Source organism: Thioalkalivibrio sp. ALMg11, assembly GCF_000377905.1.
Taxonomy (GTDB): Bacteria; Pseudomonadota; Gammaproteobacteria; order Ectothiorhodospirales; family Ectothiorhodospiraceae; genus Thioalkalivibrio.
Map to the genome: position 1 here is coordinate 175,679 of NZ_KB898874.1, position 12,946 is coordinate 188,624.

The following is a 12,946-nucleotide window of genomic DNA, read 5'->3' on the forward strand; positions in this document are numbered from 1 at the left end:
TAAACCAGTCCGATGACGCACCCGGACCCCCGGCACCCCGACTTCAGCATGATGCCGCCGGTGATCGGCTTCCTGCTGATCACCAATGTGGCCCTGTTCCTGGCGATGCCGTGGCTGGGCGACTGGTTGATCACCCATTTCGGGCTCTGGCCCATCGGCACGCCGGCCACGATCCACCAGGACGGCAGTTGGGTTCGGGTACCCGACTTCCAGCTCTGGCAGTTAGTCAGTTATGGCTTTCTGCATGGCGGTCCGGTCCATTTGTTCGTGAACCTGTTCGCCGTGTGGATGCTGGGCGTGCAGATCGAGAATGCATGGGGTTCACGCACCTTCGGGATCTACTTTCTGGTGTGCGTGATCGGCGCGGGGCTGGTACAGCTGGTCATCACTGCCCACGGCAACGGTGACATGATCTACCCGACCATCGGCGCCTCGGGCGGGGTATTCGGCGTGCTGCTCGCGTTCGGGATGATGTTCCCCAACCAGCGCCTGTTCCTGATCTTCCTGCCGATCCCGATCAAGGCCAAGTACTTCGTGATCGGCTATGGCGTGCTGGAGCTGTATCTGGGGATCTCCGGGACGCTTGCCGGCATCGCCCACTTCGCTCACCTGGGCGGGATGGCCTTCGGATTCCTGCTGATCCAGTACTGGCGCGGGCGCCTGCCGATCCGGCCGCGCCAGCGCCGCTTCTGGTGGTGACAGGGCTCGTCGGGGATCAGACGCTCGAGCGGTTGCGGAGATACTCGGCGAAGTCGTCCTTCAGCTCCGGGTGGTTCAGCGCGAGCTCCACGGTCGCCTCCAGATATCCCAGCTTGGAACCACAATCGAAGCGGCGCCCCTCGAAGTTGAAAGCCGTCACCCGCTCCAACTCCAGCAGCCGCGCGATGGCGTCGGTCAACTGGATCTCACCGCCGGCCCCCGGCTTTTGCGTGGCCAGCATCTCGAAGATCTTCGGGGTCAGGATGTAGCGCCCCACCACGGCCACATTCGACGGTGCCTGGTCGGGGGCGGGCTTTTCGACGATCCCCTTCACATCCCAGCTGCGCGGGCCGGTTTTCACCGGATCGATGATCCCGTATTGATGCGTACGGTCACCCGGCACTTCTTCCACCCCGAGCACGCTGCAACCGTGCTCGGCGTATTGCTCGACCATCTGCCGCGTCGCCCCGCCATTGGCCGACTCGATCAGGTCGTCCGCCAGGATCACGGCAAAGGGTTCGTTGCGCACAATCGGATGGGCACAGGCCACCGCATGGCCGAGACCCAGTGCATCGGACTGACGCACATAGACACAGGTCACATTCGGCGGAACGATATTGCGTACCTGCTCCAGGAGCTCTGTCTTGCCGCGCTGCTCCAGCTCATGCTCCAGCTCGTAAGCCTTGTCGAAGTGGTCCGGAATGGATCGCTTGTTGCGCCCGGTCACGAACACCAGGGTCTCGATCCCCGCTTCCACCGCCTCCTCCGCTGCGTACTGGATCAGCGGCTTGTCCACGATCGGCAGCATCTCCTTCGGATTCGCCTTGGTGGCCGGCAGAAAGCGCGTACCCATGCCGGCAACCGGAAACACAGCGGTACGGATCGGGGCGTGATTCTGGCTCATTCCATCTCCTGGACGTTCAATAACGAACCCCTGGCCCGTGCGTCCTGCCGGACCCATCGACCAGGGGCTGGAACCGAATGGCGGCACGCGCCGCCATCCATAACGCTACACCGTTACTCGACGACGATGCGGTCGAGATTCATCTCCACGGTGCGTTCACCAATCCCGGAGACCTCCGTCAGTGCCTGGACCGAAGCGAACTCACCGTGTGCCTCGCGGTGCTCCACGATCGCCTGAGCCTTTACCGGACCGACGTTGTCCAGCGCGGCCAGCTCTTCGGCGGATGCGCCATTCAGGTTGAGCGGCTGCCCACCCGAGGCCGTCACCATCACCAACGGCAGGACGCAGAGGCCCGCCAGGGCCCAGCACTTCGCACATTGAAAAAGCTTCTTCATGAAAACTCTCCTTATCTTCATTGAACGATCGGTGCATCCATGCACCAACGGCATCCTAGCGGGATTAATGCCCTTCGAAAACCCCTCCAATCCACGCCGTCATTCTCTCTTCCCCAATCGTGTGACGAAGGCCTCCATGGCCATGCCCGGGTCCGCGGCGCGCGTGATGGGCCGGCCGACCACGATGGCGCTGGCCCCGGCCGCAATCGCACGCTCGGGGGTCATCACCCGCTTCTGATCGTCCCCGCCCGCGTCCTCCAGCCGAATTCCGGGCGTTACCAGCAACGGTTCCTCGCCGAGCAGGCGGCGCAGCATGCCCGCTTCCTGCGCCGAACAGACCAGCCCTTCCAGACCGGCCTTGCGTACCGCCAGTTCGCCAAGCAGCCCCACCTGCTCGGCCGGTTCGCGATTCACGCCGATCTCACGCAGGGTGCCGGCGTCACTGGAGGTCAGCACCGTTACGGCCAGAAGTGCCGTTGTGTCATTCGTCTCGCGCACCGCCGCGTGCGCCGCGCGCATCATCTCGAGCCCGCCGCTGGCATGCACGTTAATCAACCAGACACCGGTCCGCGCAGCGGCCCGACAAGCCGCCGCCACCGTATTCGGGATGTCGTGGAACTTCAGGTCCAGAAAGACCCGAAAGCCCAGGTCGTGCAGACGGTGCAACAGTTCGGGCCCGGCGACCACGAACAGCTCGAACCCGACCTTCAGCGCGCACTGGGCCGGATCGAGCTTTCGCGCGAACGCCAGTGCGGCTTCGGCCTCGGAAAAATCGAGCGCCACAATCAGGCGCGTTGCAGGTTCCGGGATCGGATTCATGAATGGGGACTCCCTTCGCGGATGAGCGCCTCCTCGGCGGCCTCCGTCTTCTGGTCAATGTCGAAATCGAGACCGCGCAGCGTATCCCAGCGGCGGCAACTTGGGCACTGCCACACATGCGCGCGCCCCTGATAGCCACAGTTCACGCACTGGTACAGATGCTGACTCCCCAACTGGTCCGCCAGGGCCTTCTCGAATGCCGCGAACTCGGTGCTGTATTGCTGGACCGCCGGGAGAATCTTCATCCAGCGCACCGCCTCCAGCAATCCAGAGGTCGGCACCGGGCGCTGTGCCAGGATCGAACCCAGCTCCATCAGCGCGGCATCCAGTCGGCCGGTACGCCGGTAAAGACGCATCAGGGCGATGCGTGCCATCGTGATACCACGGTTGCGGGCCAGATCGTCCAGTAGCTCCTCCAACTGACCAAGACGATTCTCCCCAGGCAACTCCTGATGCAGCCGCTCGATACGCGGTACCAGCAAGGGCGCTAGCTGCGGAGTACGAGCCACCGCATCGCGTCCGAAGCCAATCGCCTCGCGGATCTCGCCCCTGCGTGCCGCGATCTCCGACTGGATCAGCCGCGCCCGAGAAAGCCCCGGCACCAGGCCCTCGGCCTGTTCCGCGCGGGTTCTGGCGCTTTCCCAATCACCCTTGTCCAGCGCGATCTGGGCCAGTTCGCAATGGTAATGCGCGATCCGCTGATGCTCATGCACGACGCCGTGCTCTTTCAGGCGGTCGCCCACCTCAATCGCACGCTGCCATTCCCGCTGGGTCTCGTAGACCTGACGCAGGCCTTCCAGCGCTGCTATCGCCTGATGCGGCGAATCCGCCAGTTCACGAAACACCGCTTCCGCCCGATCCAGCACGCCGGCCAGGAGAAAATCCTCACCCAGTTCACACAGGGCCTGCGCCCGCTGCGCCGCCGGCAGTGTGGGCCGCGCGACGAGGTTTTGATGGATACGGATCGCGCGATCGACCTCGCCCCGACGCCGGAACAGCCGGCCCAGGATTACATGGGTCTCGAAGGTTTCGTGATCAACCTCCACCATTTCGATGAAGGCCTGAAGGGCATCATCCGTGCGGTCGTCGAGGAGGTGCCGAACACCCTCCAGGTAGCGATCCAGTGACGGCTCGCGTTCCTCTTGGTCTTCCGGCACGCCGTAACGCGCGAGCCACCAACCACTTGCAGCCGCAATCGGGAGCAGCAACCAGAACCAGTCATCGATCATGAGCGAGAACGGTTCCCGGGTGAGGAAAGAAACGTGAGGGACGTCAGTGGCCGCATGCGCGCCACGTGACTAGTAGAAATCCCGCATGGGTGCGGTACGCAACTGCTCGACCTCGACCTTGAGTGCATGGTTCTGTTCGCGCAGGTCGGCAATCTTCTGACGCAATCTGCGCAGTCGAAGCCATAGAACAAGCGACGCCAGTACGACCCCGAACAGGGCCGAAATGCCGAGGAACACCACCAGAGGCGCCTCGATCTGTATACCAGGCAACGCAAGGGTCACCAGGTCTTCGTTCAATACAACAAGGATGCCAACAGCGGAAGAAATCACGATCAGCGCGGCAAAGGCCACGGCGTTGCGAATCTGCTGTCGACGCCGGTCATCCACGGACGGTACCTAGTCGTTCCCGTCGATGGAGCCGTTCACCCGTTCGCGCAATTCCTTGCCGGGCTTGAAATGGGGGACATGCTTGCCGGGCAAGGCGACACCTTCACCGGTCTTGGGGTTACGTCCCAGCCTTGGGGGCCGGAAATGGAGGGAAAAACTGCCGAAGCCACGAATCTCGACCCGTTGGCCGTTGGCTAGCGCATGACTCATCCGCTCGAGCAATGCCTTGACCGACATCTCGACATCCCTGGCGGGCAGGTGAGGCGATTTCCGGGCGAGGTTCTCGATCAATTCCGATTTGGTCATCTGACACTCGTCACAGACAGGAAGGAAACCCGGTTTCCCGGAACAAAATGGCCCACGGCACCTTCCGGCACCGTGGGCCGCAGCAGAACGGACTTAGTCGTTCTTGTCCATCTGCTCCTTGAGCAGATCGCCCAGGGTGGTACCGGTACCGGCAGTGCTGCCGGAGTCGGAGGCCATCTCGGGTTCGTAGGCACGATCCTTGGCCTTGATCGACAGGCTGATGGCGCGGGTCTTCTTGTCGACACCCATGAATCGGGCCTCGACGGTCTCGCCGACCTTCAGCACGGTGCTGGCATCTTCCACACGATCCTGGGAGATGTCGGCAGCACGCAGAATGCCGTCGATGCCGTCGGCCAGTTCGATCACCGCGGCCTTGGCGTCCACTTCCTTCACGGTGCCGGACACGATGCTGCCCTTGCTGTGCTCAGCCACGAAGTTCGCGAACGGATCACGATCCAGCTGCTTCAGACCGAGGGAGATGCGCTCGCGCTCGGGATCCACGGACAGGACCACGGCCTCGACCTCGTCACCCTTCTTGAAGTTGCGGATCGCCTCTTCACCGGCCTCATGCCAGGACAGGTCGGACAGGTGAATCAGGCCATCGATGCCGCCTTCCAGGCCGACAAACACGCCGAAATCGGTGATCGACTTGATCTGGCCACTGACCTTCTCGCCACGGTTGTGGTTGGCGGCAAAGTCGTCCCACGGGTTGGACTGGCACTGCTTCATGCCCAGCGAGATGCGGCGGCGCTCTTCGTCCAGGTCCAGGATCATCACCTCGACCTCGTCGCCGATGGCGACCATCTTGCCGGGGTTGACGTTCTTGTTGGTCCAATCCATCTCGGACACGTGCACCAGGCCTTCCACGCCGTCTTCGATTTCCACGAAGCAGCCGTAATCGGTGATGTTGGTGACCTTGCCGAAGATGCGGGTGCCAGTCGGGTAACGGCGGGTGATGTTCTCCCACGGGTCCTCGCCCAGCTGCTTCAGGCCCAGCGACACGCGCATGCGCTCACGGTCGAACTTCAGGACCTTGACCTCGACTTCCTCGCCAATCTCGACGACGTCGGACGGATGCTTGACGCGCTTCCAGGCCATGTCGGTGATGTGCAGCAGGCCGTCGATGCCGCCCAGATCCAGGAACGCACCATAGTCGGTCAGGTTCTTGACGATACCCTTGACCTGCGCGCCTTCCTGCAGGTTCTTCAGCAGCTCTTCGCGCTCGGCGCTGTATTCCTGCTCGACCACGGCGCGACGCGACACAACCACGTTGTTGCGGCGGCGATCCAGCTTGATGAGCTTGAATTCCAACTCCTTGCCTTCCAGATACGCGGTATCGCGTACCGGACGGACATCCACGAGTGAACCCGGCAGGAACGCCCGGATATCGCCCAGCTCGACGGTGTAGCCACCCTTGACCTTGCCGGAGATCTTGCCGGTGACGTACAGCTCTTCTTCCATCGCACCTTCGAGGCGGTCCCAGGCCTTGGCCCGCTTGGCCTTCTCGCGCGACATGCGCGTCTCGCCGAAACCGTCTTCCGGGGTTTCGAGGGCCACTTCGACGACATCGCCGACCTTGACCTCGAGCTCACCCTCTTCGTTCATGAACTGCTCGGTGGGAATGACCCCCTCGGACTTCAGGCCGGCGTTCACCACGACGACTTCCGGGGTGACCTCAATGACGGTGGCACTGAGGATGGCACCCGGCTGCATCTGGGTGTAGGCCATGCTCTCTTCGAGCAGTTGCGCGAAACTTTCACTCATGGATTTGTGAACCTGTGGTTTAACAAATGCTTGCAGAAACTTCCTGCAACCAGTTCTAGACGTTTATGATCCCGCTTCCGACGGCTTATTCCGCGGGGCGGGGGCTTTGTTCCGGGAGTACGTCCCGGAGGCGTTCCAGGATCATCTCCACCACACCGACGATGTCGAGGTCCGTGGTATCCACTTCCCAGGCATCGTCGGCGGGCTTGAGGGGGGCCACGGTGCGTTCGCGATCACGCCGGTCGCGGGCCTCCATCTCGTCCTGAAGGGCGGAGAGACTAGCACTAAGTCCTTGTTCCTTCAACTGCATGTAACGCCGCCTGGCCCGCTCCTCGGCCGAGGCCGTCAGGAAGATCTTCAGGTCCGCCTCAGGGAACACGACCGTGCCCATGTCGCGCCCGTCGGCGACCAGCCCCGGGGCCTTGGCGAAACCGCGCTGACGCTCCAGCAGCGCCTCGCGCACGGCCGGAATCGCAGCCACCTGCGAGGCATCACTGCCAGTCTGCTCCGTGCGCAGCAACTGATCCACCGGTGCGCCTTCCAGCAGGGTGGTTACTGCGGTGGCGTCCTGGTTGATCTCGAAATCCACGTCCAGACCCGCGGCCAGCCGTGCCAGTGCGACCTCGTCGGTCAGTTCGACGCCGTGCTGCCGCGCGGCCAGACCCAACAGCCGATAGAGGGCCCCGCTATCCAGAAGATGCCAGCCCATCGCCGCCGCCACGCGCATGCAGACCGTGCCCTTTCCGGCCCCGCCGGGGCCATCGATGGTCAGTACCGGAATTGCCGTGCTCATGCCACCTCCAGTTGCAGTCCGGCCTCGCGCGCCAGCGCCACGAAGCCGGGGAAAGATGTCCCCACGTTTTCGCAATCGCGGATGCGGATCGGCGCGCGGGCGCGCAGTCCGGCCATCGCGAACGACATGGCGATGCGGTGATCGCCGTGGCTGTCTACCTCGCCCCCAGTGAAACCGTCACCGCCCTGGATGCGGATGCCATCCGGCTGGACCGCGCAGTCCACGCCCAGCGCGGCCAGGCCGTCCGCCATCACCTGGATGCGGTCACTTTCCTTGACCCGAAGCTCCTCCGCTCCGGTCAGGACCGTCTCGCCCTCGGCACAGGCGGCCGCAACGAAGATCGCGGGGAATTCATCGATCGCCAGCGGCACCAGATGTTCGGGGATCTGGATCCCCTTCAGAGTGGCCGCCTCGACCTCGAGATCGGCCACCGGCTCGCCACCTGCCTCGCGCTCATCGAGGACGCGGATCTCGGCACCCATCAGGCGCAGGATGTCGATCACGCCGGTGCGCGTCGGGTTGATCCCCACATGTTCCAGGCGCATGCGCGAGCCGGTGGCAATCGAGGCCCCGACCAGGAAGAACGCCGCCGAGGAGATATCCGCCGGCACATCCACCGGGCTTGCGACCAGGCGACCGCCGCCCTCCACACAGGCACGGGGGCCATCGCGCTCCACGCGGTAGCCGAAGCCGGCCAGCATCCGCTCGGTGTGATCGCGGGTGGGCGCCGGCTCGGTCACGCAGGTCTTGCCCTCCGCCCAAAGACCTGCCAACAACAGGGCCGACTTCACCTGGGCACTGGCGACTTTCAATACATGTTCCGTACCCCGCAACGGCGCCCCGCCGTGTACCCGCAGCGGTGGTGTCCCGGCCTCGCTGGTATCGATGTGCGCGCCCATGTGCGCGAGCGGATCGGTGACGCGACGCATCGGCCGCCCGCTCAGGGAGCGATCACCGACCAGCTCGCTGTCAAACGCCTGGCCGGCCAGTACGCCGCACAGCAGCCGCATCGCGGTCCCCGAGTTGCCCATGTCCAGCGCCGCCGCCGGGGCCTTGAGCCCGCGCACGCCGGCACCCTGGATGCGCACATCGCCTGGCCCAGTACGTTCGATCGCCACGCCCATCGCGCGAAACGCCTCCAGCGTGGCAATGCAATCGGCCCCCTCGAGGAATCCGGTCACGCGCGTCTCGCCTTCGGCCAGCGCACCCAGCATGATCGCCCGGTGGGAGATCGACTTGTCGCCCGGCACGCGGGCGCGGCCCGAAAGCTGCCCTCCGGGCTGTACGGTAAAGGTATTCATCGATTTTCAGGTATCCAGTTGTGCGTCCGCGGGGTCGCAAAGGCGATCGCGGGTTTCCTTGGCGTGTTCAAAGCTCTGTTCGATGGTCGCGGCATCGCCGTGCTCGATGGCGCTGCGCAAAGCCTCCAAATCGGTCTGGTACTGCCCGATCACCTCGAGGATAGCGTTTCGATTGGCGAGGCAGATGTCTCGCCAGACCACCGGATCGCTGGAGGCAATGCGCGTGAAGTCGCGAAAGCCCCCGGCGGCGTAATGAAAGATCTCGTCGCGCTCGCTCATGTTCGCAAGCGACGACACCAGCGTGAAGGCCAGCACATGGGGCAGATGACTGGTCGCGGCCAGCACCCGGTCGTGGTGCGCCGGGGTCATGTACTCGACCCGCGCCCCGGCGGCCTGCCACATCTCGGCCACTCGGTCGGTCGCCAGCGCATTCGTGGCGTCGACCGGTGTCAGGATTACCAGGCGCTCGCGGAACAGGCTGGCAAACGCCGCCCCCACCCCGCTCTTCTCGGTCCCCGCAATCGGATGGCCGGGGACGAACGCGCGGGGGACCTTGCCGAAGCCGGCACCCACCGCATCGATCACGGCCTGCTTGCTGCTGCCCACGTCGGTCAGCGGGCTGTCTTCGGGCCACGCCGCAGCCAGGTCGCGCGCCAGTGGCTCCATCGCGCCCAGCGGGACGGCGAGCACCCCCAAGTCCGCGCCCTCGGCGGCCTCGGCGACATCGGTGGTCCAGCGATCGATCACGCCGAGGCGCTGCGCCTCGCGCAGGTTATCTGCATTGCGCGAACACCCCACGATCTCGCGCACCGCCCCCGCCTCGCGCAGGGCCAGGGCCAGCGAACCGCCGATCAGCCCGACGCCGAAGATGACCAGCCGTTCGATCACGCCAGGGCCTTTTTCAGGGACGCGAGAAAGCGGTCATTGTCTTCGCGGGTCGACACGGTCACGCGGAGATGCCCGGGGAGACCGTAATTCTCGACCGGGCGCGTAATCACACCATCGCGCAGCATGGCGTCATATACCGGGCCCGGGTCACGGCCGGTATCGAAGGTCACGAAATTGCCCACCGACGGGATCACGCGCAAGCCCAGCTCGCGCAGGGCGGCGCTCACCTGGCGAACCCCTTCCCGATTGATGGCCACCGACTTTTCCACATGCTCGTCATCGTCCAGCGCGGCCAGGCCGGCGGCCTGGGCGATCGCGTTGACGTTGAATGGCTGGCGCACGCGGTTCAGCAGGTCCGCGATGGCCGGCGAGCTGACCGCATAGCCGAGGCGCAGTCCGGCCAGGCCCTGGATCTTGGAGAAGGTCCGGGTGACGATCAAATTCGGATAGCGATCCAGCCATTGCGTGGTGTCCGGATACTCGGCCTCCTCGACATACTCGAAATAGGCCTCGTCGATCACCACCACGGTGGTCGCCGGCATCGCGGCCACGAAGGCCTCCAGCGCCGCGGCATCCAGCCAGGTGCCGGTCGGGTTGTTCGGGTTGGCCACGAACACGACCCGCACATCGCCATCCACCCGCGCCTGTATCGCGTCAAGATCGTGTCCGAAGGGCTGTTCCGGATGGTCGGCAGGCAGCGCCGGGGCGACCCGTGCCTCGGCATCCACCGCCTGGGTCACCAGGGGATAGACCGCAAACGCATGGGCGGAAAACACAGCGGCACGCCCCGGCGCCAGCCAGGTGCGTGCGATCAACTCCAGCACCTCGTTGGAGCCATTGCCGAGGGTGATCTGCTCCGGGGTCACGCCATGACGTTCGGCCAGACGCGCCTTCAGCTCGAAGCCATTGCCGTCGGGATAGACATGCGCATCGGCCAACGCCGCGCGCCCGGCCTCCACCGCAAGTGGCGACGGACCCAGCGGATTCTCGTTGGAGGCCAGCTTGACCGCCTGGGTAATCCCCAACTCGCGTTCCAGCGTGGCCACCGGCTTGCCCGGCTGGTAGGGGCTCAGTCCCTGGACGCCGGCAACCGCCAGAGTCACCGGGTCAAACGCCGGGCCGGCCGTAGCGGATACGGAAGGATTCGATGCCATGCGGAAACCTCGGGGATTCAGGTGGCGGCCTGGGGATAGCTCCCCAGCACCTTGACGGTATCGGCGCTCGCGCGCAGCTGTTCCAGACATTCGCGGATCAGCGGATCGTGCTGGTGGCCGACCAGGTCGAGAAAGAACACGTAGTTCCACGGCGTGCAGCGCGACGGGCGCGACTCGATGCGGGTCAGACTGATACCCGACTCCGCAATCGGCTTGAGCAGCAAATACAGCGATCCCGGGCGATTGGCGGTCGTCAGCATCACCGAGGTGCGATCCGCGCCGCTGGGCTCCGTGGTGCCGGAGCCGATAATCAGGAAACGCGTGGTGTTGTCGGCGCGATCTTCCACGTGCGGCGCCCGCACCGGGATCTGGTAATGGTCGGCCGCGGCCTGGCTGGCGAGAGCCGCCACGGTCGGGTCCTGCGCCGCAATCTCGGCCGCACGGGCATTGCTGGAGACCGCCTCGCGCTCAGCGTGCGGCAGCTCGGCGTCCAGCCACTGGCGACACTGCGCCAGCGCCTGGGCATGGGCCAGCACCCGCCGGACCTGGCCAAGATCCTCGGCCTGCGTCAGGAGATGGTGGTGAATCGGGGTCACGACCTCACCGCAGATCTGCAGCGAGGAATCCATGAAGCAGTCCGCCGTATGGGTCACCACCCCCTCGGAGCTGTTCTCGATCGGCACTACGCCGAACTGCGCACGCCCGGTCTCCACGGCGTCGAACACGGCATCAATGGAGGCCAGCGGCTGGGTCTCGACCGCATGGCCGAAATGCTTGCGCGCCGCCAGATGGGTGAACGTGCCCACCGGTCCCAGATAGGCCACATGGAGCGGATGCTCCAGCGCCAGACATTCGGACATGATCTCGCGGAACAGCCGGGTAATCGCCTCGCCGGACAGCGGGCCGGGGTTCTGCTCACGTACCCGGCGCAGGATCTCGGCTTCGCGCTCCGGACGATAGAACACCGGATTGCTCTCCTGGCTGCGCTTCACCCGTGCCACGGCCTCGGCACAACGGGCGCGCTCGCTCAGCCGCTCGAGCAGCTCGGCATCCAGCGCGTCGATGCGCGCCCGCAGGGCAGCCAGATTCTCCTGGCCGCCGGCGGGCTGCGACGAATGCGGGTCCCCGGCCACGACCTACAGCACCCGTGCCCGCAGCACGCCATCGATCTCATGCAGTGCGTCCAGGGTCGCCTGATCCGGCTTACCGTCCACGTCCAGCAGGGTGTACGCAATGTCACCGCGGGAGTCGTTCATCAGGTGCAGGATGTTGATGTTGGACTCGCCAAGGGTATGCGAGATGCGCCCGACCCGGTCCGGCAGGTTGCGATTGACGACGGCGATCCGGGTATCCCCCTTGCGATCCAGCACCAGGGTCGGGAGATTCACTGAATTGACCACGTTGCCGTTTTCCAGATAGTCACGCAGCTGATCCGCGATCATCACCGCACAATTCTCCTCGGACTCGGTCGTCGAGGCCCCCAGATGCGGCAGGGTGATCACCCGCGGGTGCCCCATCATGGCCTGCACCGGGAAATCGGTGATGTAGGCGTGCAGGCGTTCGGCGTCCAGCCCCTCGTGCACAGCGGCGTCGTCCACGATGCCCTCGCGCGCCAGGTTCAGCACCATCGCCCCGGCATTCATCCCGCCCAGGTTCTTCGCATTGACCAGGCTCGCGGTGTTCTCGGTCAGTGGCACATGCACGGTGACCGCATCGGCCCCCTCCATCGCGGCCTCCACCGAGCGCGCGCGCTCGATGCCGGAGTCCAGACGCCATGCGTTCTCCACCGTGACCTTGGGGTCGAAGCCAACCACCTCCATGCCGAGTGCCCGCGCGGCATTGGCCACACCCACACCGATCGCACCAAGGCCGAGCACGGCCAGGCGCCGCCCGGGCAGTTCGAAGCCGGTGAACTTCTTCTTGCCGTGCTCCACCGAGGACATGAAGTCCTCCTTGGTGGGGTCCAGCCCCTGCACGTAGCCTGCCGCCGGCAACAGATTGCGCGCTGCCAACAACAGACCGGCAATCACCAATTCCTTAACGGCGTTGGCATTGGCGCCCGGGGCATTGAACACCGCCACCCCGCGCTCGGACAGCGCCTCCACCGGGATGTTGTTCACCCCGCTGCCGGCACGTCCGACAGCCAGGACGGAATCCGGGATATCGACCGAATGCAGGTCGAACGACCGCAGCATCAATGCGTCTGGCTGGTTGATGTCCGACGCGACCTCGTAGTGGTCGCGCGGGAAGCGGTCCAGCCCACGCACGGCGATGTTGTTATAGGTCTGAATTCGGTACATCACGACC

General features: G+C 64.9%; 14 protein-coding genes. 1 reads left to right on the top strand and 13 read right to left on the bottom strand.

All coding sequences use genetic code 11. The annotated features are described in order from the left end of the window. Positions 1–12: 12 nt before the first annotated feature. Positions 13–699 carry a rhomboid family intramembrane serine protease gene (locus D578_RS0108350; protein ID WP_018949515.1) on the top strand — a complete coding sequence of 229 codons (687 nt, stop codon included), beginning with the start codon at positions 13–15 and terminating at the stop codon, positions 697–699. Between the two features lie 16 nt (positions 700–715). On the opposite strand, the gene galU is transcribed toward D578_RS0108350, so the two are convergent. From galU to D578_RS0108415, 13 genes are all read right to left on the bottom strand, one after another. Beyond that, positions 716–1,603 carry a UTP--glucose-1-phosphate uridylyltransferase GalU gene (gene galU, locus D578_RS0108355; protein WP_018949516.1) on the bottom strand — a complete coding sequence of 296 codons (888 nt, stop codon included), beginning with the start codon at positions 1,601–1,603 and terminating at the stop codon, positions 716–718. A 113-nt stretch (positions 1,604–1,716) separates the two neighbouring features. Beyond that, the gene (locus tag D578_RS0108360) at positions 1,717–1,998 is read right to left on the bottom strand and encodes a ComEA family DNA-binding protein (RefSeq protein ID WP_018949517.1); all 282 of its coding nucleotides are present in this window, start codon (positions 1,996–1,998) and stop codon (positions 1,717–1,719) included. Positions 1,999–2,097: 99 nt separating this feature from the next. Continuing rightward, positions 2,098–2,817 carry an orotidine-5'-phosphate decarboxylase gene (pyrF, locus tag D578_RS0108365; RefSeq protein ID WP_018949518.1) on the bottom strand — a complete coding sequence of 240 codons (720 nt, stop codon included), beginning with the start codon at positions 2,815–2,817 and terminating at the stop codon, positions 2,098–2,100. Beyond that, complete coding sequence (locus D578_RS0108370; RefSeq protein ID WP_018949519.1) at positions 2,814–4,046, bottom strand: tetratricopeptide repeat protein; 1,233 nt, start codon at positions 4,044–4,046, stop codon at positions 2,814–2,816. The genes pyrF and D578_RS0108370 overlap by 4 nt, the downstream gene beginning before the upstream one ends. Before the next feature lie 69 nt (positions 4,047–4,115). Further along, positions 4,116–4,433 carry a lipopolysaccharide assembly protein LapA domain-containing protein gene (locus D578_RS0108375; RefSeq protein ID WP_018949520.1) on the bottom strand — a complete coding sequence of 106 codons (318 nt, stop codon included), beginning with the start codon at positions 4,431–4,433 and terminating at the stop codon, positions 4,116–4,118. 9 nt (positions 4,434–4,442) lie between these two features. Then, the gene (locus D578_RS0108380; RefSeq protein WP_018145704.1) at positions 4,443–4,739 is read right to left on the bottom strand and encodes an integration host factor subunit beta; all 297 of its coding nucleotides are present in this window, start codon (positions 4,737–4,739) and stop codon (positions 4,443–4,445) included. A 93-nt stretch (positions 4,740–4,832) separates the two neighbouring features. Further along, positions 4,833–6,503 carry a 30S ribosomal protein S1 gene (gene rpsA / locus D578_RS0108385; protein WP_026289258.1) on the bottom strand — a complete coding sequence of 557 codons (1,671 nt, stop codon included), beginning with the start codon at positions 6,501–6,503 and terminating at the stop codon, positions 4,833–4,835. A gap of 85 nt (positions 6,504–6,588) precedes the next feature. Then, complete coding sequence (cmk, locus tag D578_RS0108390) at positions 6,589–7,296, bottom strand: (d)CMP kinase (protein ID WP_018949522.1); 708 nt, start codon at positions 7,294–7,296, stop codon at positions 6,589–6,591. Then, positions 7,293–8,597 (bottom strand): 3-phosphoshikimate 1-carboxyvinyltransferase, encoded by a 1,305-nt coding sequence (gene aroA / locus D578_RS0108395; protein WP_018949523.1) that lies wholly within the window; start codon positions 8,595–8,597, stop codon positions 7,293–7,295. The genes cmk and aroA overlap by 4 nt, the downstream gene beginning before the upstream one ends. A 6-nt stretch (positions 8,598–8,603) precedes the next feature. Continuing rightward, positions 8,604–9,485 carry a prephenate dehydrogenase/arogenate dehydrogenase family protein gene (locus D578_RS0108400; RefSeq protein WP_018949524.1) on the bottom strand — a complete coding sequence of 294 codons (882 nt, stop codon included), beginning with the start codon at positions 9,483–9,485 and terminating at the stop codon, positions 8,604–8,606. Beyond that, entirely contained in the window at positions 9,482–10,639 is a 1,158-nt protein-coding gene (gene hisC / locus D578_RS0108405; RefSeq protein ID WP_018949525.1) for a histidinol-phosphate transaminase, read from the bottom strand. The genes D578_RS0108400 and hisC overlap by 4 nt, the downstream gene beginning before the upstream one ends. 17 nt (positions 10,640–10,656) lie before the next feature. Beyond that, complete coding sequence (gene pheA, locus D578_RS0108410) at positions 10,657–11,772, bottom strand: prephenate dehydratase (protein ID WP_018949526.1); 1,116 nt, start codon at positions 11,770–11,772, stop codon at positions 10,657–10,659. A gap of 3 nt (positions 11,773–11,775) precedes the next feature. Beyond that, the gene (locus D578_RS0108415; protein WP_018949527.1) at positions 11,776–12,939 is read right to left on the bottom strand and encodes a phosphoglycerate dehydrogenase; all 1,164 of its coding nucleotides are present in this window, start codon (positions 12,937–12,939) and stop codon (positions 11,776–11,778) included. Between the last annotated feature and the right edge of the window lie 7 nt (positions 12,940–12,946).

Excerpts from the sequence above, each read along its gene's own strand:
- D578_RS0108350 (WP_018949515.1), top strand. The coding sequence starts at position 13 with ATGACGCACCCGGACCCCCGGCACCCCGACTTCAGCATGATGCCGCCG.
- galU (WP_018949516.1), bottom strand. The coding sequence starts at position 1,603 with ATGAGCCAGAATCACGCCCCGATCCGTACCGCTGTGTTTCCGGTTGCC.
- D578_RS0108360 (WP_018949517.1), bottom strand. The coding sequence starts at position 1,998 with ATGAAGAAGCTTTTTCAATGTGCGAAGTGCTGGGCCCTGGCGGGCCTC.
- pyrF (WP_018949518.1), bottom strand. The coding sequence starts at position 2,817 with ATGAATCCGATCCCGGAACCTGCAACGCGCCTGATTGTGGCGCTCGAT.
- D578_RS0108370 (WP_018949519.1), bottom strand. The coding sequence starts at position 4,046 with ATGATCGATGACTGGTTCTGGTTGCTGCTCCCGATTGCGGCTGCAAGT.
- D578_RS0108380 (WP_018145704.1), bottom strand. The coding sequence starts at position 4,739 with ATGACCAAATCGGAATTGATCGAGAACCTCGCCCGGAAATCGCCTCAC.
- rpsA (WP_026289258.1), bottom strand. The coding sequence starts at position 6,503 with ATGAGTGAAAGTTTCGCGCAACTGCTCGAAGAGAGCATGGCCTACACC.
- cmk (WP_018949522.1), bottom strand. The coding sequence starts at position 7,296 with ATGAGCACGGCAATTCCGGTACTGACCATCGATGGCCCCGGCGGGGCC.
- aroA (WP_018949523.1), bottom strand. The coding sequence starts at position 8,597 with ATGAATACCTTTACCGTACAGCCCGGAGGGCAGCTTTCGGGCCGCGCC.
- hisC (WP_018949525.1), bottom strand. The coding sequence starts at position 10,639 with ATGGCATCGAATCCTTCCGTATCCGCTACGGCCGGCCCGGCGTTTGAC.
- D578_RS0108415 (WP_018949527.1), bottom strand. The coding sequence starts at position 12,939 with ATGTACCGAATTCAGACCTATAACAACATCGCCGTGCGTGGGCTGGAC.